Source organism: Reyranella sp. (assembly GCF_965279465.1).
Taxonomy (GTDB): domain Bacteria; phylum Pseudomonadota; class Alphaproteobacteria; order Reyranellales; family Reyranellaceae; genus Reyranella.
In genome coordinates this window covers 6,283,576-6,303,754 of the sequence record NZ_OZ257242.1, presented here as the reverse complement: position 1 = coordinate 6,303,754, position 20,179 = coordinate 6,283,576, and the positions used below count along the sequence as shown (strand labels likewise).

Here is a 20,179-nt window from a genome sequence, read left to right as displayed (position 1 = left end):
ACCATGCGCCTCTTCCGCCGAATCACCGCTCTTGCCGCCGCGGGCGCGGTCTGCCTGCTGGCGCCGCTCGCCGCGGCGCCCCAGGCATGGGCCAAGACGAGCATCGTCGTGACCGCGACCCAGATCTTCGGCACGATTGATCCTGCCAAGATCAAGGACTACACGGAATACATGGCGGCAGTGAACCTCTACGAGGGCCTCACCACCGTCGATCCCACGGGCAAGGTGCTGCCGCTGCTCGCCGAGAAGTGGGACATCTCGCAGGACAACAAGAACTACCGCTTCCACCTGGTCAAGGACGCGACCTTCTCCGACGGCAAGCCGATCCGCGCCAAGGATGTGGTCTATTCCCTGCAGCGGCTGATTGCGCTCAACAAGGGTCCGGCCTTCCTTTTCGCCGGACTGATCTCGCCGGAGAACGTCAAGGCGCCCGACGAGCACACGGTCGAGATCTCGCTCAACCGGGTCTATGCGCCGTTCCTGGCGACCACGCCGCTGATCCTGATCACCAACAGCGAGGCGGTTCAGGCCAAGGCGAAGGACTCGGACAAGTGGGCGGAGGAGTTCCTGGCCAACAACGCCGCCGGTTCCGGCCCCTTCGCCCTGGGCTCGTACGATCGCGGCGGCGAACTTGTGATCGTGCGCAATGAGAAATACCACTTGGGCTTCCCCAAGAAGCCGATCGACGAGGTGCGCTTCATCGTCACCAAGGACGAGGCGACCGTGAAGGCGCTGGCGCAGCGTGGGCAACTCGGCATGTCGGCCCGCGCGCACGCCACCGAGACGTTCGAGGCGCTGTCGAAGATCAAGGACTATCGGATTGTCCGCAATTCGACGGCCTCGGGATTCTACCTGAAGCTCAATCACAAGGCCGCGCCGACCGACGACATCCACATCCGCCGCGCGATCGCCTTTGCCACGGACTACAAGACGATCCGCGATGTGCTCTATCCCGGCATCGAGCTCCGGGGCCCGCTGCCGCCGGCCTTTGGCGACGCCTTCGCGAGCGACCTGCCCGCGCCCGAGTTCAACCTCGAGAAGGCGAAGGCGGAGCTCAAGCAGTCGAAGTACGCGTCCGGCGGCAAGGTGCCGCTTGTCCATAGCTACGTACAGAGCCTGCAGTTCGAGGAGGAGATCGGCCTGCTGCTGAAGGCTGCGCTCGACCAGGTCGGTTTCGACGTCAAGCTGCAGCCTGAGCCGTGGAACCGCATCACGGAGCTCGCCTCCAAGCCTGAAACGACGCCGGCGATGACGCAGATCTTCAACGGCCCGACCTATCCCTCGCCGGACAGCATGTTTTACGTCCAGTACCATTCGAAGGGCGCGGGCACCTGGTCGTCGATGAGCTGGGCGCAGCAGCCCGAATTCGACACCTTGATCGACCAGGCGCGCCAGGAGACGGACGTGGCCAAGCAGAACGTGATCTACAAGGAGTTGCAGAAGAAGCTGGTCGCCGACCAATCCGATGTCTATCTGCTGGCCTCCAACGAGCGGCAGGCCATGCACCGGTGCCTCGACGGCTTCACCTGGGTTCCGATCCAGAGCTTCGGCTACAATTTCGGCAAGTTCTTCTGGACCTGCGACTGAGGCGGCGAGTCTTTCCTCCCCACTCTTATCTATCGTATTCACACATCGTAGTTGCGCGGGAGGCAGAACGTCGATTCCCTGAAGCCGTTTTGGCGATGGGAGAAGTCGATGTCTGTTGTGGAGTACGGACTGGGGCGGTTTGGCGACCGCCGCCTGGAAAAAGGGGGGCCTGCCTGCACGCGGCTCTGGTTGGCGATCCTGGGTCTTGCATCCGTCGGCTTGGCGGCACGCGGGCCCGTGAGATTCAGTTCACCCGCTTTCTGCGCAACCGGTCGGTGACGGCCGGGGCGATGTCGCGGCACGCCGGTGCGCTGACGGCGCAGCGCGTCGCAGGGCGCGATGTTGTCGCGATCCAGGATACCAGCGAACTGGTGCTGGGCGGCCGTCGGGCCCGGCAGGCGGGCTATGGCGCGGTCGGCAAGGGCGGTGTGCTGAGCGGTTTGCTGCTTCATCCGGTGCTGGCAGTGGAAGCGGGGAGCGGCGGACTGCTCGGCCTGGTGTCGATGCAGGTGTGGAACCGCGGCCGGGCCGAGTTGGCGCCGCGGCGCCGACGGACGACGGCGGCCAAGGAGTCGCGTCGCTGGATCGAGGGAGCGCAGCAGGCCGGCGAGGTTCTGGCCGAGGCGCGCTGCATCACGGTGGTATCGGACCGCGAGAGCGACTTTTACGAGCTGTTCGCGCGCCGGCCGGCGAACGTGCATCTGATCGTGCGCGCCTGCCAGAACCGGCGGATCGAACGGCTGACCGAAGAGCCGGCGGACGGCTTGCTGTTCGGGATGATTGACGGCCAACCCGAGCAGGGCCGCTTCGCCACGACCATCCCGGCCGCCCCCGGACGAGCAAAGCGTCACGCTGAACTGGCCCTGCGCTTTGCGCCGGTGGCTCTGCGCCGGCCATTGCATGGCGCCGATCCGGCATTGCCTGCGACAGTCGGCCTGACGCTGGTCGATGTCCGCGAGATCTCGACACCGCCCGACGGCAAGCCGATACATTGGCGACTGCTGACGACCCATCCGGTCGCAGAGTGCGGCCAGGTACGGCGCGTCATTGACCTGTATCGCCAGCGCTGGACCATCGAGGAGTTCTTCCGCACCCTCAAGACCGCTGGCTTCGACATCGAAGACGCCGACATCGGCGAGCCGCAGGCCATGATCAACTTCGTCGCCGCCGCCACGATTGCCTCCGTAACAATCAAGCAACTCGTGCAGGCCCGCGACGGCAACACCGATCGACAGCTTGGCGATGCCTTCGATCCCGACGACCGGCCCATCCTCGAGGCCGTCTCGGCAAGGCTCGAAGGCAAGACTGCGCGCCAACGCAATCCCCATCCCACAGGCAGCTTGGCCTTCGCTGCTTGGGTCATCGCCCGCCTCGGCGGCTGGACCGGCTACTACGGTAAGCCCGGGCCAAAGCTCATGCGCATCGGTCTCGCAAAGTTCAACGACATCAAATACGGCACCACCCTCGGGCTTCGAAATGTGTGAATCCAACAGCCACTCTTATGGGGAGGTGTCGGCGTCATACGCCGACGGAGGGGGCATGGGCCGCATCGGTGTTGTAGCTCATGACCCCTCCGCCCCTACGGGGCACCTCCCCGCGCTGCGAGCAGGAAGGAAAGCTCTACAGCGGCCGGTCGTCGAGGAAGCGTTTCAGCACGTTGCCCGCCAGCCGGCTGATGTTGTTGTCGTAGTCGTTGTGCGACAGCGCGCAGACCCAGGCGATCGATCCGGTCGAGAAGACGGCGCCGCCGTTGGCGGTCGGAAAATAGACCAGGTCGGCACGGACCTGCGCGTTCTGGTCGCCCATGACGCCGCGATGCAGGGTGCGCAGCTCCTCCGGCGCCGGCGTGCCGCCGTAGCCGAGACGGTCGGCCGTCGCGAGCCACACCGCGTCGGGCGGCGTGCCGAGGGTAAGCTCGAACCGGTCGACCTCGACGCCGGCCGCGCCGTTGCCGCGCAGGCCGAAGTCGCCGAGCGGCTGGTCGAGGTCGATGCCGACGGTCAGCCATTCCAGGCCGGGGGCCCTTGCGGCATCGAGCCAGCGATAGGGCGAGGAATGGGTGAACACCTGCGCGTCGAAGCCGACGCCGACCAGACGCTGCGGCGGACGGCCGTTGCTGCGCCAGGTCGAGGACGGCTCGCCCGTGAAGGCGAGCGCCGTTTCGCCCGCTTCGCCTTCCCAGGTGCGCAGGCCGGTCATGCCGCGCCGCATCTCGATCGCGTGCGGCTCGGTGCGGTGATAGGCGATGCGCCAGTAGAAGCCGTTGCCGCCCAGGTACATGTGGCGGCCGCCGCCCTGCTGGTAGGCGTCGAAGGCCTCCCAGATCTCGCGGCTGATGTATTCCGGATGCGAGCCGGTGACGACGCAGCGATAAGGCTTCAGCACCTGCAGGCCGTGGCGATGGATGTCGTCGTCGGTGACGATGTCGTAGTCGTGGCCCATCTGCTCGAGCCAGTCGATGAAGTGCGTGTCGTTGCCGTAGTTGAACACGTTGCCGCGCGGCCGCATGTTCAGAATCGGTCGCTTTGCGGTGCTGATGCACCAGCCGCTGCCGTCGGCATGGGTGTCGTAGGTCGACAGGCCGAGCTCGCGATGCTCCTGCAGATAGACGTCGTCGCGCGACAGCGTGAGCAGGCCCTCGAGCATCGCTTCGGCATGGACCTGGTCAAGGCGCAGCGCGCTGTTGGCGTAGGCTAGGAAGGTCGCGGTGCTGGCGACGAACGCCATCGGTGCGCGCGGCCTGGCGAGATCGGCCCGCACGAAGAAGCCGACGAAGCTTTCGACCGGCTCCGCGCCCGCAGGATGGGCGCGCACCTGCAAGGCATAGAAGCCGCTGCGCCAGTCCTTCGGGATGGTGAAGTCGATCGTCGGCTTCCACTCGGCGTCGGCCATGTCGTCGCTGTGGAAGTGGATGGCGCCGTACTGGTCGGGCTTCTCGGTCCATCTGTCGCTACTGCCGTCCCAGTTGGCGCCGGTCATGCCGCGCGCCGGCATCTGCCGCACCGTGCCGTGCAGGCGGTTGGCCGACATGTCCGTGATCGCGCTGGTCGGGACATCGAGCGAGAAATTCCAGGCCGCGACGACGCGGGCGTCTGCGGGCGTAATCTCACAGGCGTCGCAAAGGCGGTGCAAGGCATTGATGCCGAGTGCTTCGGCATAAAGACGCGGCCGGTCGATCTTGCCGTCGTAGAACGCGGAGAATGGAGTCGATTCATTGGTTTGCGCGGCGATGACGAGCGGCACGTTCGCCGGCCACTGCATCTTCGTCGGGCCGCTGGCGTCGACCGTGGCGCGTCGTTCGCGACCGCCCTGGGCGTCGAGGCTATGGACCATGACGCGCAACGCGCCGGCCTCTGCATCCCAGGTGCCGCCGACCAGCGCCCATTCGCGGACGACGAGCGGCTGCGCGGTCGCCGCACGCCAGGTCTCGCCTTTGGCCGAGAGGACGAATTCGAGATGGCCTGCCGCGTCGAGCCCGAGGCGCCAGCCGCCACCCTCGTCGCTCCAGCGCGAGATGATCGTCTGCGCGCGATCACCGGGCATCGTCGGCCAGACGAAGGCGCCGACGGTGAAGGATTGGAAATCCACGAGGGCAGGGGCGTCGGCGATCACCGCGCAGGAGCCCGGCCGCAGCGGCTGATGCGACAGCGCCACCGGGCCATTGATCGATGACGGCATGTCGGTGACGCGGAGGCCCGGGCCGGCCGGATCGGGGTCGGCACAGCGCACCCGCACCAGCGTCGCCTCGGCACTCGCCAAGGTCGGGCTCGAAAGATGGAACGAGATCTTCTCGCCAGCGGAAACGATCATCGGCCATGCGTAGCCGAGAACGGACGTCGTATCGGTCAAGGCGCGTCCCTCAGATGGTCCGGCAGCGGTTGGCCGGTGAGCGCTTCCCAGCGCAGCTTGAAGACTTCCCACTCGGCTTCCGCGATCGAGGTGAAGAGCCGATTGCCCATCACCTCGATCGGCTTGCCGCGCTCCCGCGGCAGGCGGCCGAGCTGCCATTCCTTGCCCGGGGTCTTGATGACGAGGACATAGCGGCCGGCGCCGGTTTCGAAATCGCCGGCCCAGCGCATGCGATGGAGCAGCTTCTGCAACTCCTCGCCGTGCGGCCCGCGCGGCGCGCGGCGGAACTCCTCGACGAGATCGAGGCGGGTGGGATCGATCGGCCAGTGGGCCGCTTCGGCGTAATTGACGAGCATGATCAGGCTACGCCGTCAGCCAGCTCACCCAGCGTTCGCGCATCTTGGCGCGCTCGCCGGCGATCCACTGGAAGTCGGCGATGACCAGCTTCTCATAGTTCGCCGGGTAGCTCGGGCGGAACCGGCGATCGGCTTCGGGCACCTGGGCGGCGGCTTCCTTGTTGTTGGAATCGAAGCTGACCTCGTTGCTGAACGGCAGGTGCTCGGCCGGATTCTGTACGAAAAAGTCGAGAAACTTCAGCGCATTCTGCGTATTCGGCCCGCCTTTCAGCACCGCCCAGTTGCCGGTATCGCGGATCGCGCCGTTCCAGGTGAAGTCGAACTCGCCGCTCTTGGCAAGCGGCACCGCGCGGCTCGAATACAGCATGCTCATCACGGCGTCGCCGCCGCGCAGGATCTGCATGGAGTTGTCGCCGCTCTTCCACCACGCCGCGACATTCTTCTTGATCGCGTCGAGCTTCTTGTAGGCACGGTCGAGATCCATCGGGAACAGCTTGTCGCGCGCCACGCCGTCGGCCATCAGCGCGGCGAGCGGCACCCACCATTCGCGATCGCCGGTGTCGGGCAGCGAGCGTGGCCCGGGGAACTTCGCCACGTCGAAGAAGTCGGTCCAGGACTGCGGGCCGCCGTTGGGGAAGGCCTTCTTCGACCAGGTGAGCGCCATGCCGCCGACCGTGCGGATGATGCCCTTGGGCATGCAGCTGCCGGGCAGCGCATGAGCAACGATCCCCGGCATTGCGGCACAGTCGAGCGTCTGCAGGATATCGGCGTGCTGGATCAGGTCCGGCGGCGTGGCCGTCACGACGTCGAACGGCAGGGTGCCGGTGCGGGCGCCGGCGACGGCACGGGCCCACTGGTCGGGCAGCTCGATGGCCACGGCGCGGACCTTGACGCCGGTCTCGGCCTCGAACCGCTTGTAGAAGTGGGCCTGCAGGCTGTTGGTCATCAGGCCGCCGGTCGTGGCGATGATGACCTCGCCGCCGCCTTGGGCGCGCGCCGGCACGCCAGGAAGAAGGGCGGTGGCTCCGGCGGCGGCAATCAGGCTACGGCGCTTCATTTTCATCGCAATTCTCCTCTCGAATCTCGCAACTCAGGTCCGGTTCGAACGACGTTTCAGGAAATGTCCCAGGACCAGCGCCAGCAAGGTCAATGCCGTCAGCATCGTGGCGACTGCCGCCAGCGTTGGCGAGATGTTGTAGTCGATATCCTCGAACATCTTGCGCGGCAGCGAGCGGTTGTCGAGGTTCGAGATGAAGAACGACACCACCGGCTCGTCGAATGAGATGATGAAGGCGAACAGTGCCGCCGAGACGATGCCCGACGCGATCTGCGGCAGGGTGACCAGCACGAACGCCTGCAGCGGATTGGCGCCGCACGATAGCGCCGCCCGCTCGAGGTTCGAATCGAAGCGATAGAGCGAGGCCAGGATCGTGAAGACGACGAAGGGCATGGCGAGCGCGGTGTGCGCTGCCACGAAGCCGAAGGTCGTGCCGGTCAGCCGCAGGCGGTCGAACACCAGGAACATCGCGATCGCCAGGGCGATGTTGGGCACGATCACCGGCCCGACGACCAGCAGCTCGAACACGCGCTTGAGCGGCAGGCGGCCGCGCACCAAAGCCACCGACACCAGCGTGCCGATCAGCGTGGCGGCGAGCGCCGTCAGCACGGCGATCTTCACGCTGAACAGGGTGGCGCCGATCCAGTCGGCGTCCTTGAAATAGGCTTCGTACCAATGAAGCGTGAATCCGTTCGGCGGGAAGCGCAGATACTGGTCGGGACCGAAGGACATCGGCACGATCAGGACCGTGGGCAGCAGCAGGAACACCGTGACGGCGTAGGCCACCGCTGAGACGGCCAGGCTAGCGGCGGCGGGGCGCGCGCGCCTCATAGCTGGCCGACGAAGCGGTCGAGCCGCACCACCCTGTTGAACAGGAGGACCAGCGCCAGCACGAAGACCAGCAGCACGCCGACCAGCGCGCCGGCGAACGGCCAGTTCAGCAGCTCGGTGACCTGCTGCTGGACCAGGGTGGCCAGCATCATCTGCTGCGGCCCGCCGATCAGCGCCGGCGTCACGAAGAAGCCGATCGCCAGCAGGAAGGTCATCAGGCAGCCAGAGGAGATGCCCGGCAGCGACAGCGGCAGCACGACGTGGCGGAAGACGGAAAAGCTGCCGGCCCCCAGCATCTGGGCCGCACGCGTATAGTCGTGCGGGATCGCGCGCAAGGCCGAATAGAGCGGCAGCACCATGAACGGCAGCAGGACGTGGCTCATCGCCAGCACGACAGCGCCCTCGGTGCGCAGGAGCTGGACCGGTGCGGAGATGATATGCAGGCCGAACAGCACGTCGTTCAGCACGCCGTTGCGCTGGAGCAGCACCAGCCAGGCGTAGGTGCGCACCAGGACGGAGGTCCACAGCGGCAGCAGGACAGCGAGCAGCAGCAGGGCCAGCAGCAGGCCGCGCGTGCGCGCCATCAGGGCGGCGAGCGGAAAGCCCAGCAGCAGCGTGATGACCGTCACCAGGGCGGAGATCCGGAGCGTGCGTCCCATGACGCGGAGGTAGACTGCCTGGTCAAACACCTTCTCGTAGTTCGCCACGTTGAACGTCGGCACGAACAGGCTCTCGTGCAGCAGCATGCCGAGCGGCAGCAGGAAGGCGAGCGCGATCATCGCCAGGAAGGGCAGCGCCAGCAGCAGGCTGGCGGCGGGGCTGTAGGTGCGACCGCCCAGCAGGAAGGACGAGGGGCGGGCGCTCACGATGCCGCGTAGGCCCGCGCGTTGCGGGGCTCCCAGCCGACCGCGATAGTGCCGCCCGGCGTCGCTTCCGGCGTCTCCAGGCGCACCCGCAGGGTCGGGCCGCGGGTCTTGGCCAAGAGCGTCGTTATGCTGCCGGCATAGATGGCGTCCTCGACGGCAGCGCCGATGCCGTTCGGGGCGAGCTTTATGTGCTCGGGACGGATCGCGACCTGTGCCGCCTGGCCGCGCCTCAACCCATCGACGGCCAGAACGCGCGCGCTGTCGCCGCCTTCCAGCTCGACCTCGGCTTCCGTCCCGGCCGCCGCATCGGCCTTCGCACGCGCCGGCCAGAAGTTGGTCTCGCCGATGAAGCCCGCGACGAACGCCGACGCGGGACGTTCGTAAAGGTCCTTGGGGGCGCCGACCTGCTGCAGCTCGCCGAAGTTCAGCACGGCGATTCGGTCGGCCATGGTGAGCGCCTCGGTCTGGTCGTGGGTGACGAAGATCACCGTGATGCCGAGCTCGCGCTGCAGGTGCTTGATCTCGACCTGCATCTCCTCGCGCAGCTTCTTGTCGAGCGCGGAAAGCGGCTCGTCCATCAGCAGGACCTTTGGATTGTAGACGATGGCGCGGGCGAGGGCGACGCGCTGTTGCTGGCCGCCGGACAGCTGCGCCGGCATGCGGTCGCCATAACCCTCGAGCCGCACGGTCTTCAGCGCCGCCCGCGCGCGGTCGTTGCGCTGGGCGCGGCCGACCTTCCGCATGCGCAGCGGGAAGGCGATGTTGTCGAGCACGCTCATGTGCGGAAACAGGGTGTAGCGCTGGAACACCATGCCGAGATCGCGCTTGTTCGGAGCGGCCCAGGTGACATCCTCGCCGCCGATCTCGATCCGGCCGGAATCGGGGAAGTCGAAGCCGGCAACCGCCATCAGCAAGGTCGTCTTGCCCGATCCCGACGGCCCCAGGAGTGCCAGGAATTCGCCCGGGCTTACGTCGATCGTCACGTCCCTGACCGCGACGACGCTGCCGTAACACTTGCGCAGGTGACTGATCCTGACGTGGCAATCGTGGCGGGCTGCGGCGTTCGAGCGGGGTACTTCCGACATGTCACGGAATGATATCGCCGCGTCGCGGAGAGTGCGACCTTCATCGACGCTCCGACCCTCAGCGTAGTCGCTCCGCGAGGCTATGGGGCTTTCGCCGTGGCCTTGTGGCGTTCGGCCCCGAGGGCACTCAGCTCTGCGTTCAAGGTCACGAGGTCGGCTCTGAGGGCATTACGTTCTTCCTTCAGCTTCGTGGCGCGTGTTGCCAAATATACGTATTGCCGGCGCGCCAAGCTGACAGCCCTCTTGCCCTCTGCACCGGCAGTCAGCGCGGCCCTAAGTGTCTTGCTCTCCGTTCCCAGCCGCAGCAGCTCCTGCCTGATTTCCGGCAGGCGTTTGGTCGCGTAGTATTTCTTCCGCGACAGTTCGCGAAAATCCTTCTTTTCCATCCGTCCTCCTGACAGTGAGAGCCGGATAGAAGTGCATTGCCGACAGGTGGGTCAATGGGAATCGCCGCGGCGGGCGATTGAAGCGAGCGGCGATGACCTGCGCTCGGGATGACACCATTGTTGTTATCCGGAGTGCAGCGTGGAAATTTTTGTTTCTTCGAGCAGCCGCCGAGGACAAGACCACAGAAAATCGCGTCGACGTCATTTTGCTGCAAAGGCGATGGTGCATTCATTCGTTGTCAATTCCGGCGTATGGCATCGAATTTGCGTTGTGTTGAGCGAAGCGTAACGCGCGTCCTTCACCGCGCGAGTTGAAGATGAAGGTATTCTTATGGCCAATCGTGAGATCATCCTTGCCGTCGCGCGCAGCCTGTACTGGGGTTACATCAAGGATACGACCGGGACGCCGGGAAAATGGTCCGAGCTCAATGAGGCGGACCGCAAGGTATGGCTGAACGCCGGCTGGCGGGCGGTGCGCAGGCTCGATGAGCTTAGGTCGTTGAGGCCAACGGAAGCCGAGCAGCCGTCGGATAACGTCGAGTGACTGGCCTCGGTGCAGGGGCGCTTCTGCGCGGCCGCTAGTTCCTGCACCGCGCCGCCCGGCGAGCTGCAGTCCGGGCCTTCTGTTCGGCGGTCCTCGGCGGATGCTGCACTCCCTGCGCCAGGCGTTGCTCCCTCAGCGCTTTGCGTTCCGCCCGCTGCTCGGGCGTCAACTTCGGTCTTGCGCACGTCGCGGCATTTGCGCCGCCTGCGTCACCGCGAGGCCGGATCGCAGCAGGCGCCGGCGCCCCGGCCGAAGGAGTTCCTTCCTGCATGCCGCCTGCGGCGCCATACCCTCCCGCGTCGTTGGCTGCCATCGCCGGATGAAGCAGGACGGCGAACACACAAGCGGCAATCAGGCTCTTCAGCGCGAGCATCATATTCCTTTCAGGCTGGGGACCGGCTTGGCCCTGTCCGGTGATACGAGCGCCCAGCCGGTGATGTGCCCGCGCTATGATCGCCGATGATGGTGCTTGCCGGTGTTTTCAAAGGCAAGAAAGTGTCCGCCGTCCAGACACGGCGGGCGCGATGCCTGGGGCAAATGCCCTGATCGGCACCATCGGCGGGCTCTTCGCGTCGTGCCGGGTCATCATCCAGAGAAGGCCCCCGGTGGGCGGGGCCTTTCGTGCAGTGCTTGCAACAGGTGTCTTGGCGCTGCGCGAGTTCGATGAGGGCGGCTGCGGCCGATAAATCCACGGCGGAAGTCACCAGCGGCAGCCGGCGCCGCGGCCGACAGCACCGGCGCGAACCGCGTAGTGGGAAACGCAATGTCCCAGCGTCGCCGCAATGTTGCCCCCGCGCGGTCGTGCCCGGCGGGGATCTTGTCGCCGGGAGACAGAGAGGGGGGCAAATGGATTCTGGGGCTATCTGGGCGCTGGTCGCGACCCTTACCGGCGTTGGCAGGGGGGCCGGAGGGGCTTTCGATTGTCACCAAGCCGGCCGAACAGCGGCCATCGCCGCGGGGCGCTGCGGAGGTGACGCGCCTGCCCGGCTCTCGTCGCTTCCTGGCCTCGATCGCGATCTGGGCGGGCGACGTGCAGGCGCCGGGGCATTGCGCGGCCCTGAAAACACCTGAGCCGAAGCAGCATCAACGGAAAGCCGACCCCAATGGACAAGCCCTACGTGGCCATCATGTTGTCGATTGTGCTGCTTCTGGCAGTCGCACTATGGCAATTTCACTCGCTCAAATGGGGCTAAGGGCGGTGAAAAGCAGCGAGTTTCCGCTACTTCCTGTACCCCCACCACTTGCCGATGATCAACATTGTCACAAGGGACAGCATGCAAAGCGCGGACGCCGACAAGGCGACGAAGAGCACCCATTCCAGCACGACCTCCGTGTCCGGTTGAAGAAGTACGCTTCCCATGTACGAGTGCATAGAGCGGCCTGGCGCTCATGCCAAGTGCCAAGACACGTCCTCCGCTGTCGCTGGTAAGGAGGGCGGGCCGATCGAGACGACCCGTACGCCTGCCGACGCTGCATAACGTGTGGTCTTCCCGACTGCATTGGCCATGCAGACGACGAAGGAAGGGGAGGAAGCCCCGACGCGGCACTAACCGTCCCGGCATCGTCCCCGAGACTGCGCTCGTGCAGGCGCTCCCCGAGTACGCTTACAAAGGCGGACATCGACCAAATCGGACTGTCGAGAGTCAAAGCCTGATTGGTCCTGAGCGTCACGAACTCTGCCGCCGCGACGTGGCCTTTCCGCACTGGATCTCGTCGATCGAGGGGAGTCCATGATTGGGACAGCCAGAGTGGCGACGCATGTTCACTGTCTCTTTGGCCGCGTGACCGCCACAACCTTTGGATCGGTGTACCGTCCCTCCAGCCTGTCGGGCCCGTAAAGGCGCAGCTCCTCGAGGTACTGACCGCCGCCCAAGCGCAGATTCTCTCCCTCCACCTCCCCCTGCCACGCGGTCGTTATCGGCTTCACTGCAAAGTTGTTGCCCGTCCCAATTGGCCTGACGGTGTCTCCCAACACCCGTATCGAGCTAATGGTTCGGTTTGCAGAGATGCTCTCGATGATGAAGGCCACACACCGCTCGAACATCTGGTTGTATCCAGCATTTGTTCCCTGCAGCGCCCCGGACCACATGCCCTCGTGCCGTGGGGGAGCAGGTGCCGGAAAGCCGGGGGTCGATGACGCTTACTACGGCAGGATTCTGCCGACGCTCGACCGCCAGCTAGGCGGGGTTGCGTTGGCGGGATTCCTTATGACTTGCGCGCGCTGGGGCAGTGCGCAGTCCGTTGATGACAAATAATCAATGAACCGGAAGAAGCGGCTCAATCGCTGAGGCCCAATAATCCGGCGTCTTGGAAGCAGAGTCGCTTGGATTCTGACTGCGTGCGCCTCAACAAGAACCGGAGAATGCAATGGTCTCGTGGTATTGGCTGCTTGCCGCTTTCATGTTGGGCGGCAGCTTCGGCTTTCTCACTCTCGGGGTAGCGATGGGGAGCAGCCGAGACGGTCATTTCAACAATGATTACTCTCGTACGGCCGATTTGAAGTCCGCCGCGCGCTCGTAGGCGGCACTTCGCGCGCTTGCATCCCGCGCGTTGATCCGCTTCCGGTCTATCGGCTGCGTGCGTCTACGCGGCCTTCCTCTCCGGTCGTCGCATCACGACAGCCTCATCCGGCGCAGGTCACTGCATTGGCAGCGCGCTTTTGAGCGAACCGCCGGATAGCCATTGCTCGACGGCCTCGCCGTCAGCAGCCCAACCGGCATGGCCTTTTCCTGCACAGGGTGGACGACTCAAAGACGGCGCAGCTACAGCGAGGCCGAAGAATCCTCCGGAGGTCGGCGAGCTGCGGCTTCGATGGGGAGGATGCGGCGCCGACCGGCGAGAAACGCTGACGGCTCCAATCGGTCCACGACCGCTCAACGCGGCACTCGGCGGCTCGAATTACTGTCACCACCCGGCTCGAACTGCTCCATAGTGCTGCCATAGAGGGGGAGCTTCGAATGGTCGGGATCAAGAAGGCGCTTCTGGTCGGGGCGCTGATCGCTGCTGCTGCATTCGTCTGGCTGCAGTTCTTCGCCGCAGAGCAGCCGCCGATGTGACCATGCCGGGAGGCAGCGGGCGAAACGTCTCCCTACCTCTGGTTTGCCGCGTCCAAGCCGAACGCAACAAAGTCGCGCCGTTGCTGGCGAAATCGACCCGACGGGCCATCGATCGGCGCGACTATCAATGCGGTGCAGGGCGGATTGGGGGGCTGCGTGCTCGAAATCGAGCCGCGTGCTTCCCCGATTAAGACCGCCGACCCGTCAATTTCGCCTAAGCCACTGAAATGGTTGGCGCTCCCTACGGGATTCGAACCCGTGTTTTAGCCTTGAGAGGGCCACGTCCTAGGCCTCTAGACGAAGGGAGCAGAGACCGGAGGCCGTAAATAGTCGAAGGGAGCGGGGGACGCAACCCCGGCTTCATCCCGGCTTGCGCCCGGTCACGCGCGACAGGACGCCGGGCACGAACGGATGCACGGCGACGCCGGTGAAGCCCGCATCCTGCAGGTAGCCGCGCACCTCGCCCTCGGTGTGGGCGACGCCGGTGCTGCCCTGAACCGCCTCGTTCAGGCCCCACAGCGCGGCCGACAGCGGGCCGCGGCGGTCGTCGTGCAGGGTCTCGCCGATCAGGTGCATCTCGCCGCCTGGCACCAGCGCGGCGAAGGCCTTGCCGACCACGAGGCGGATCAGCGCCGGCTCGTATTGCGGCAGGTTGCTCGCCATCACTACGACGTCGACGCCCTGCGGGAATGCGCTGGTCGTGAAGTCGCCGGCCATCGCGCTCACCCGGTCGGCCGCGTCGTTGGCCGCGATGTATTCCTGGGCCACGACAGCGACCGGCGGCAGGTCGAGCACGATCGCCTTCAGGCCGGGGAAGGTCTTCGTCGCCACGATGCTGTAGGCGCCCGAGCCGCCGCCGAGATCGAGCATCAGCTTGCGGCCGGTGAGGTCGACGCTCCGGCTGAACAGCCGCGCCGCGCCCATGCCGATCGAGTAGGTCGCGGCATGGTAGCGGCGGGCGTCGTCGACCGTGAACTCGGTGTACTGGCCGAGCGTTTTCTCCTCGCGCCGTCGCAGCCGCTCGCTCAGCTCGCCGAATGCGGTCCAGCGCGGCTTGGTGAACAGGATCCACGGCCCGGCATAGCGCTCGCCGTCCTTGACGAGGAAGCGCTGCACGTCCGGTGCGTTGGCGAAGCGGTCGCCCTCGCGGCTCAGAAGGGTCATCGCGGTGAGGGCGGTCAGCAGCCGCTCGGCGTTGCGCTCGCTGATCGCGACCGTGCGCGCGACGGCGGGGATGGTGTCCTGACCGTGGGCGATGGCGGTGAAGATCTCGAGCTCGACCGCGGCCATCAGGGCGGCGCTCTCCCAGTAGGCCTGCGCCATCTTCTGCAGGCGGGTGGTGTCGAGGCGTTGCGGTTGTTGCTGCGTCATTGGTTTCCTCCGTTGCGGGATCATAGCGCGTGGGCCTAAGCTCGGGGCCGGAGGTTTTCCCATGGACATGCATATCGCCCAGGACCTGCCGGTCACCGGCATCGACGTCTACGCACTGCCGCCGGAAGAAGGCGAGGCCGTGCTGCGCCGCCAGCTCGCCGCCGCTTATCGCATGGTCGACTATTTCGGCTGGACCGAGCTGATCTACGGCCATCTCACCGCGCGAGTGCCGGGCGAGGCGAATCACTTCCTGATCAACCCGTTCGGCCTGAACTACGACGAGGTGACGGCGTCCAACCTCGTGAAGATCGATGTCGACGGCAACCCGATCGGCGAGTCCAATCATCCCGTGAACTACGCCGGCTTCGTGATCCATTCGGCGATCCACATGGCGCACCAGGCGCGCCATCGCGCGGTGATGCACACCCACACCCGCGCCGGCATGGCGGTGGCCGCGACCAGCGAGGGCCTGTTGCCGATCTCGATGAACGCGACCGCCTTCCACGGCAACCTCGCCTACCACGATTACGAGGGCGTGAGCCTGGAGGTCGACGAGCGTCCGCGTCTGGTGGCGGACCTCGGCGACAAGACGGCGATGATGCTGCGCAACCACGGCCTGCTGACCACCGGCCGATCGGTGGCCGAGGCATTCCTGCGGCTCTACCGGCTGGAGCGGGCCTGCCAGACCCAGATCGACGCCGGCGCGGCGGGCACGATCGCCACGATGGGCGACAACGTCGCCGGCAAGTCGCGCTCGCAGCTCGAAGGCTTCGCCGACAGCGACACCGGCGGCGGCGACCTCGAGTTTGCGGCTTTGATCCGCAAGATCGACAAGATCGATACGAGCTGGCGGAACTGACCCCACTCGCCAGATTTGGCCGCAGATGGTGCGCGACTTGCTCGCGCTCAACAAAGCGACAGATAGGAGGGCCTGGTAATTGTCCTCTCTCGAGGAGCCGTCCGACAAGCTTCTGGATCTGATCTACGACGCGGCTGCGGATGACTCTCTGTGGGTGGCAGTCCTCCGGGAGATAGCCAACCTGACGAATAGCGCAGGCGGTGTGCTGCTGTGCCAGTCGGGGAGGGACCGCACCCTGTTTTTCGAGCACCACTGCAACACCAGCGACGAGTGCATTCGCGTCCTCAAGGAACGACATGTGCTCAATCCCTGGACCATCCATATGGCGACCAAACAGCCGGTGGGAGTCGTCGTAGCCTCGGACGAAATCCTTGCATTGCCGGAATTGCGACAGACGGCGTTCTTCGACGAAGTCTTGCGACCCCAGGGACTGGGCCATAGTGCGATGATCGGCCTCGCGCAGAAGCCGGACTTCGGCGTTGCGTTCAGCATGAACCGGGGACCGCGCCAGGGTTCATATAGCGAGCAGGAACTCCGCTTCCTGCAGAAGCTCACACCTCATCTGCAGCGGTCGATGAAACTCGGCCTTCGGGTCGATGCCTACAAGGCATTGCAGCGCGCCGAGTTTCGGACGCTCGATTCTCTCGCCGTCGGCGTCATCCTGCTCGACCGCAAGGCTCGAATCCTCTTCGCCAATACCGCTGCGAGGTCGTTTGAGGGCGAGCATGGGCCGCTCGGCCTGCGTCAAGCAGGACTTGTCCATGCCTCGCCGCTGCACTCCCGGCGTCTGAACAATCTTGTCCAATCGACCCTGCGGGGCGTGCCTATGGGGACGATCAGCGTGCCGCGTGCGGACGGCGGCGACTCGCTCACGATCCTCGCCCTCGCCGCCTCCGTGCGCGCACAAGATGTGGACAGGCTCGCCGATGCCAATCTGCAAGGCGCCGCCGTCGTGCTGTTCATCATCGATCCAGCCAACAAAGCCGGCATACCTGCTACCTGGCTCATGGATGCCTACGGCCTGACACCTGCCGAAGCCAAGGTAGCCCTCGCCGTCTCATCGGGACTCAGCATCCCCGAAACGGCCAGTCAGCTTCATCTGTCGCCGAATACGATCAAGACGCAGCTGCGCAACGTATTCGCCAAGAGCGGTGTCAACCGGCAAACCGACTTGGCACGTTTGATTGCCTCGATCGGACTGCTGAAGTCGGGCGGAGCAAATCTGTCGCGTGAAAATGAATGACTGTGGGGTCGGCAAGATGGGGGCTGTAGAGGCGACAGGAGGCCAGACCAGCGCGAAACCAGCTGTCAGTATGATGGCACGGCAACTTATTCTGTAGCACTTCGACGGCAAGCGCCCTGAAATTCCTGCTTCCTGACCGTCGGTAAGGGCGGTTCGGTCTCGCCGACGATCGCCTCGGCGAGTCGGACGTGGGGATGTTCAGAGGCACGCCACGCAAACGGCGCAGCAGTTCACCGAGTCCAGCAGCGCATCGTTTCATGCTATGACGCGGCCCCGGCCGACACGGCAACTCCCTGCGTCGCAACAAGGGAACGACATCTGGGCAATACGGCCTCGCCGGCGGCATTATGCATCCGTGAGCAAGAGCGGCGACGATCGTCGCAGGGATGCCAACAACGATGCCGGCAGCGGCACGGTCAACACGCTTGTGGATCGGCGTGCCCGATCGCCAATCACAGCGACAGCGGCAGCTCCAGATGCTTGGCGTACATCATGTCGCGGTGCTGCAGCAGGATCGGATCGAGCGCTGCGTCGGTCACCGGATCGCGCGTCTCGAAGGCGGCCCGGCTCTCCTTGTCCATCGCGCACTGATCGGGCGGCAGCGGCCGGAACAGGGCCATGAAGGTGGCGCTGTAGATATCCACGGCGGTGAGCGTATCGCCGAAATAGTAGCGGCCGCCGCTGGCCTTCAGCCGCGCCGCCAGCATGCGGAGCAGGGCGGCCACCCGGTCGTCGGACGCGGCGCCGAGGTCCGGCGTGTAGCCGTACTTGCGGCCGAGATAGATCGCGACGTTCTCCCGGAAGCCGCCCCGTCGCTGAATGCCGAAATGGATGAGCTGCAGGCGGCGCGCCCAGCCGAGGCCGTCCTCGCCGCAGATTTCGTGCGCCAACCCGAACATCTCGGCGCGCTCGGCGGCGTCGGCGGGGACGAGCGACGGCGTCGGCGCCAACCGCTCGGCCAGCAGCAGGATCTCGGCCCAGCCCGCGCGCGGCGGCTCGCCGTCGTAGATCGCGACCGGGCCGCTGCGCTGGCCGGCCCATTGCTTCAGCGGCTCGCTATCGTAGACCAGGCGCACCGCCGCCCAGTCGATCGCCTTGAGGTGCAGGATGCCCTTGGCCGCTTCGCCCCACGGGCTGGGCACATTGCCGACCACCACCATGCGCAGGCCCTTGCGGGCAATGGCCTCTTCCACGCTGACATACAGAACGGGCATTGGGCTACTTCACCTCGAAGAGAGTGCGCAGCGAGCCGCCGGCGCGGGCGATGTCGAGGATGCGCCAGCCTCGGGCGTCGGCCACCGCCTCGACGGCCCCCGTCTCGACGGCCAGCGTCTTCCATTGCTCGAATTCCAGGAACGAGACCATGCCTGTGGCCTATGCATCGGTTATCTTATTGCGATGGCCGGTCCGAGACCTTGAAGGGAATATCGCCTTCGATGCCTTGCGCGCCCTCGAGCGTGATGACCGACCAATGCAGCAGATAGTCGCCCGCGGCCAACGTGGGCGCCCGCGCAAACAGCACTTCCGGCGCAGACTCCAGCCGAGGATGGAGAGTTTCGATCTCGCGGCCGTTCCGAGTGATGACGAGCTTCGATTTGACGTGATCCACGGGTCGGTCGAAGCGGACCAGGAAATCGCTGCTCGTCGAGCCGATCTGGGCGTACGCCGCGGGAAACGATTCCACGACGGCCACGCCTTTGGCCTGTGCGAAAACGCCCGATGGGTAAATGCACCACGCGGCCAGAGTGGCGATTGCCTCGCGACGCTTCATGGGACCAAGCCCACCTGCCGGGATACGGTGCCGCCGTCACTCACATTGTCCTCCTCTCGAGACCTTGCAATTCGGCAGAAGATTGCAATGCGCGCGCCTTGTCGAGATCATTCGGCGTAGCCACCCGGCCGAGCGGCCTTCCTGTAGAGCCGCTCCCCTATTACCAGTCTCGTCGACCACGCGCTGGTCGGCCACCATCATGGTGCCGAACAGCACCTCGGCCGCCTTCTCCACGCTCTGGGGGCCCTTGTCGTCGACGAAGTCGAAGAAGATACCGCGGATGCCGGTGATGCTCATGGACCCTCAGCCTTCTCCAGGCAGGCCTGCGGCAAGCCGCGCCAATGTGCCATTCATCGAAAGCGTCCCCCCTGATTTTTCCAGTGCAGGTTATCGGAAGGTCCGGATTTGTCATGATCGATCCTCCGGCGAGCCCGCGCGCGTGCTCGGTGCCCTCGAGCACCGCGTGCGAGCGCGTACGACCTGTCTGGCGATCCGTGGGAGACAGCGCGTCGGACTCTTCCGGACCGCGAGCGGGACGCTCGCGGTCCGGAAGATCATGAGAAGCCTTACAAGAAGTCCGGGAGACGGTGGGCGGTGATCTCGGGGACCGGGCCGTCGAAGCGTTCGATCTCGACGAGGCAGGTCTGGGCGATGCAGCCCTGGCTGAGCTTGGAGGCGCCGATGTCGAGGGTCAGGGCGTTGGGATTGCCGTGCTTCTCGAGCAGGATGTTCGAGCCTGACAGCTCCGGGTCGAACCAGGCGCCGGTCGACAGGCGCACCACGCCGCGCCGGATGCGGTCCGACAGCCGCGCGACCGCAAGGCAGGCGCCGCGGTCGTTGAACACCCGCAGCAGGTCGCCGTCCGCGACGCCGCGGGCTGCGGCATCATCGGGTCCCATCTCCCGAAACGTCGGACGTGCCATCCGAAACGGCGCCCCCGTCGCAACATCAAATCGGGGTCGCGAGTGCGGAGCCGATCGCGGTGGTGTACATGCCAGCCGGTGTCGGCTCAGAACTTGGCTTGGAACGTCTTGCCGTCTGGCGCCGTGACCTGGACGACGCCCTTTGGGGCCGCGCCCAGGGGAACTGCGGCGGTGCCGGCAAGCCTGTTGTCGGCGGCCGGCTCCAAGACGATACGTTGTGATTGCCCGCTCACCAACATGACGGCCAGGCCTCTGAAGCCCTTGATCGATACCGGCTTGTTCTTCGCGTCAGCCAGGAACAGCTCGAGCTTGTTCTCCGTGCTGACGAGTTCGGCGTGATACGGACCGGCGTCGACCATGCGGCCTCCGTTCGGCCCTTTCTCTTCGTGGGCGAT

19 protein-coding genes and 1 tRNA gene are annotated in these 20,179 nt (G+C 65.6%); 5 read left to right on the top strand and 15 right to left on the bottom strand.

What is annotated here, in order from left to right; translation table 11 throughout:
• Nucleotides 1-3: 3 nt before the first annotated feature.
• Together ACQY8M_RS30605 and ACQY8M_RS30600 are read left to right on the top strand one after the other, a co-directional pair.
• Nucleotides 4-1,587 carry an ABC transporter substrate-binding protein gene (locus ACQY8M_RS30605; RefSeq protein WP_428664084.1) on the top strand — a complete coding sequence of 528 codons (1,584 nt, stop codon included), beginning with the start codon at nucleotides 4-6 and terminating at the stop codon, nucleotides 1,585-1,587.
• 290 nt (nucleotides 1,588-1,877) lie between these two features.
• On the top strand, nucleotides 1,878-3,071 hold the full coding sequence (locus ACQY8M_RS30600) for an IS4 family transposase (RefSeq protein ID WP_428659174.1): 1,194 nt from the start codon (nucleotides 1,878-1,880) through the stop codon (nucleotides 3,069-3,071).
• A 136-nt stretch (nucleotides 3,072-3,207) separates the two neighbouring features.
• On the opposite strand, the gene ACQY8M_RS30595 is transcribed toward ACQY8M_RS30600, so the two are convergent.
• The 7 genes from ACQY8M_RS30595 to ACQY8M_RS30565 all read right to left on the bottom strand — a co-directional run bounded on the left by ACQY8M_RS30595 (nucleotide 3,208) and on the right by ACQY8M_RS30565 (nucleotide 10,017).
• Complete coding sequence (locus ACQY8M_RS30595) at nucleotides 3,208-5,436, bottom strand: N,N-dimethylformamidase beta subunit family domain-containing protein (RefSeq protein ID WP_428664082.1); 2,229 nt, start codon at nucleotides 5,434-5,436, stop codon at nucleotides 3,208-3,210.
• Nucleotides 5,433-5,792 carry a hypothetical protein gene (locus ACQY8M_RS30590; protein ID WP_428664080.1) on the bottom strand — a complete coding sequence of 120 codons (360 nt, stop codon included), beginning with the start codon at nucleotides 5,790-5,792 and terminating at the stop codon, nucleotides 5,433-5,435. Before ACQY8M_RS30590 ends, ACQY8M_RS30595 begins: the two co-directional genes overlap by 4 nt.
• A 7-nt stretch (nucleotides 5,793-5,799) precedes the next feature.
• Nucleotides 5,800-6,849 (bottom strand): extracellular solute-binding protein, encoded by a 1,050-nt coding sequence (locus ACQY8M_RS30585; RefSeq protein WP_428664078.1) that lies wholly within the window; start codon nucleotides 6,847-6,849, stop codon nucleotides 5,800-5,802.
• Between the two features lie 33 nt (nucleotides 6,850-6,882).
• The gene (locus ACQY8M_RS30580) at nucleotides 6,883-7,635 is read right to left on the bottom strand and encodes an ABC transporter permease (RefSeq protein ID WP_428664075.1); all 753 of its coding nucleotides are present in this window, start codon (nucleotides 7,633-7,635) and stop codon (nucleotides 6,883-6,885) included.
• Between the two features lie 41 nt (nucleotides 7,636-7,676).
• Nucleotides 7,677-8,546, bottom strand: coding sequence for an ABC transporter permease (locus tag ACQY8M_RS30575; RefSeq protein ID WP_428664073.1), 870 nt, complete (start codon nucleotides 8,544-8,546; stop codon nucleotides 7,677-7,679).
• Nucleotides 8,543-9,631, bottom strand: coding sequence for an ABC transporter ATP-binding protein (locus ACQY8M_RS30570; RefSeq protein ID WP_428664071.1), 1,089 nt, complete (start codon nucleotides 9,629-9,631; stop codon nucleotides 8,543-8,545). Before ACQY8M_RS30570 ends, ACQY8M_RS30575 begins: the two co-directional genes overlap by 4 nt.
• A gap of 80 nt (nucleotides 9,632-9,711) precedes the next feature.
• Nucleotides 9,712-10,017, bottom strand: a complete 306-nt coding sequence (locus ACQY8M_RS30565; protein ID WP_428664068.1) for a hypothetical protein — start codon at nucleotides 10,015-10,017, stop codon at nucleotides 9,712-9,714.
• A 331-nt stretch (nucleotides 10,018-10,348) separates the two neighbouring features.
• Here ACQY8M_RS30565 and ACQY8M_RS30560 point away from each other — a divergent pair, with 331 nt between their 5' ends.
• Nucleotides 10,349-10,561 carry a hypothetical protein gene (locus tag ACQY8M_RS30560; RefSeq protein WP_428664066.1) on the top strand — a complete coding sequence of 71 codons (213 nt, stop codon included), beginning with the start codon at nucleotides 10,349-10,351 and terminating at the stop codon, nucleotides 10,559-10,561.
• A gap of 3,288 nt (nucleotides 10,562-13,849) precedes the next feature.
• Here the strand turns inward: ACQY8M_RS30560 and ACQY8M_RS30555 are convergent.
• Together ACQY8M_RS30555 and ACQY8M_RS30550 are read right to left on the bottom strand one after the other, a co-directional pair.
• A tRNA-Glu gene (locus ACQY8M_RS30555) sits at nucleotides 13,850-13,925 on the bottom strand.
• A 52-nt stretch (nucleotides 13,926-13,977) separates the two neighbouring features.
• Nucleotides 13,978-14,988 carry a methyltransferase gene (locus ACQY8M_RS30550; protein ID WP_428664063.1) on the bottom strand — a complete coding sequence of 337 codons (1,011 nt, stop codon included), beginning with the start codon at nucleotides 14,986-14,988 and terminating at the stop codon, nucleotides 13,978-13,980.
• Between the two features lie 61 nt (nucleotides 14,989-15,049).
• Between ACQY8M_RS30550 and ACQY8M_RS30545 the strand changes: the two genes are divergently transcribed.
• Together ACQY8M_RS30545 and ACQY8M_RS30540 are read left to right on the top strand one after the other, a co-directional pair.
• Entirely contained in the window at nucleotides 15,050-15,847 is a 798-nt protein-coding gene (locus ACQY8M_RS30545) for a class II aldolase/adducin family protein (protein WP_428664061.1), read from the top strand.
• Nucleotides 15,848-15,926: 79 nt separating this feature from the next.
• Nucleotides 15,927-17,090 (top strand): helix-turn-helix transcriptional regulator, encoded by a 1,164-nt coding sequence (locus ACQY8M_RS30540; RefSeq protein ID WP_428664058.1) that lies wholly within the window; start codon nucleotides 15,927-15,929, stop codon nucleotides 17,088-17,090.
• Between the two features lie 452 nt (nucleotides 17,091-17,542).
• On the opposite strand, the gene ACQY8M_RS30535 is transcribed toward ACQY8M_RS30540, so the two are convergent.
• The 6 genes from ACQY8M_RS30535 to ACQY8M_RS30510 all read right to left on the bottom strand — a co-directional run bounded on the left by ACQY8M_RS30535 (nucleotide 17,543) and on the right by ACQY8M_RS30510 (nucleotide 20,143).
• A complete protein-coding gene (locus ACQY8M_RS30535) occupies nucleotides 17,543-18,304 on the bottom strand; it encodes a hypothetical protein (protein WP_428664056.1) in 762 nt (253 codons plus the stop codon).
• Between the two features lie 4 nt (nucleotides 18,305-18,308).
• Nucleotides 18,309-18,455 (bottom strand): hypothetical protein, encoded by a 147-nt coding sequence (locus ACQY8M_RS30530; RefSeq protein ID WP_428664053.1) that lies wholly within the window; start codon nucleotides 18,453-18,455, stop codon nucleotides 18,309-18,311.
• A gap of 25 nt (nucleotides 18,456-18,480) precedes the next feature.
• Nucleotides 18,481-18,861, bottom strand: coding sequence for a copper resistance CopC family protein (locus ACQY8M_RS30525; RefSeq protein WP_428664051.1), 381 nt, complete (start codon nucleotides 18,859-18,861; stop codon nucleotides 18,481-18,483).
• 36 nt (nucleotides 18,862-18,897) lie between these two features.
• Nucleotides 18,898-19,158: a hypothetical protein gene (locus ACQY8M_RS30520; protein ID WP_428664049.1), complete on the bottom strand. Its 261-nt coding sequence runs from the start codon at nucleotides 19,156-19,158 to the stop codon at nucleotides 18,898-18,900.
• Nucleotides 19,159-19,427: 269 nt separating this feature from the next.
• Nucleotides 19,428-19,784: a molybdopterin dinucleotide binding domain-containing protein gene (locus ACQY8M_RS30515; RefSeq protein WP_428664047.1), complete on the bottom strand. Its 357-nt coding sequence runs from the start codon at nucleotides 19,782-19,784 to the stop codon at nucleotides 19,428-19,430.
• Between the two features lie 86 nt (nucleotides 19,785-19,870).
• On the bottom strand, nucleotides 19,871-20,143 hold the full coding sequence (locus tag ACQY8M_RS30510) for a hypothetical protein (protein WP_428664044.1): 273 nt from the start codon (nucleotides 20,141-20,143) through the stop codon (nucleotides 19,871-19,873).
• Nucleotides 20,144-20,179: the final 36 nt, after the last annotated feature.

Excerpts from the sequence above, each read along its gene's own strand:
- ACQY8M_RS30605 (WP_428664084.1), top strand. The coding sequence starts at position 4 with ATGCGCCTCTTCCGCCGAATCACCGCTCTTGCCGCCGCGGGCGCGGTC.
- ACQY8M_RS30600 (WP_428659174.1), top strand. The coding sequence starts at position 1,878 with ATGTCGCGGCACGCCGGTGCGCTGACGGCGCAGCGCGTCGCAGGGCGC.
- ACQY8M_RS30590 (WP_428664080.1), bottom strand. The coding sequence starts at position 5,792 with ATGCTCGTCAATTACGCCGAAGCGGCCCACTGGCCGATCGATCCCACC.
- ACQY8M_RS30585 (WP_428664078.1), bottom strand. The coding sequence starts at position 6,849 with ATGAAGCGCCGTAGCCTGATTGCCGCCGCCGGAGCCACCGCCCTTCTT.
- ACQY8M_RS30570 (WP_428664071.1), bottom strand. The coding sequence starts at position 9,631 with ATGTCGGAAGTACCCCGCTCGAACGCCGCAGCCCGCCACGATTGCCAC.
- ACQY8M_RS30565 (WP_428664068.1), bottom strand. The coding sequence starts at position 10,017 with ATGGAAAAGAAGGATTTTCGCGAACTGTCGCGGAAGAAATACTACGCG.
- ACQY8M_RS30560 (WP_428664066.1), top strand. The coding sequence starts at position 10,349 with ATGGCCAATCGTGAGATCATCCTTGCCGTCGCGCGCAGCCTGTACTGG.
- ACQY8M_RS30550 (WP_428664063.1), bottom strand. The coding sequence starts at position 14,988 with ATGACGCAGCAACAACCGCAACGCCTCGACACCACCCGCCTGCAGAAG.
- ACQY8M_RS30545 (WP_428664061.1), top strand. The coding sequence starts at position 15,050 with ATGGACATGCATATCGCCCAGGACCTGCCGGTCACCGGCATCGACGTC.
- ACQY8M_RS30535 (WP_428664056.1), bottom strand. The coding sequence starts at position 18,304 with ATGCCCGTTCTGTATGTCAGCGTGGAAGAGGCCATTGCCCGCAAGGGC.
- ACQY8M_RS30530 (WP_428664053.1), bottom strand. The coding sequence starts at position 18,455 with ATGGTCTCGTTCCTGGAATTCGAGCAATGGAAGACGCTGGCCGTCGAG.
- ACQY8M_RS30525 (WP_428664051.1), bottom strand. The coding sequence starts at position 18,861 with ATGAAGCGTCGCGAGGCAATCGCCACTCTGGCCGCGTGGTGCATTTAC.
- ACQY8M_RS30520 (WP_428664049.1), bottom strand. The coding sequence starts at position 19,158 with ATGAGCATCACCGGCATCCGCGGTATCTTCTTCGACTTCGTCGACGAC.
- ACQY8M_RS30515 (WP_428664047.1), bottom strand. The coding sequence starts at position 19,784 with ATGGCACGTCCGACGTTTCGGGAGATGGGACCCGATGATGCCGCAGCC.
- ACQY8M_RS30510 (WP_428664044.1), bottom strand. The coding sequence starts at position 20,143 with ATGGTCGACGCCGGTCCGTATCACGCCGAACTCGTCAGCACGGAGAAC.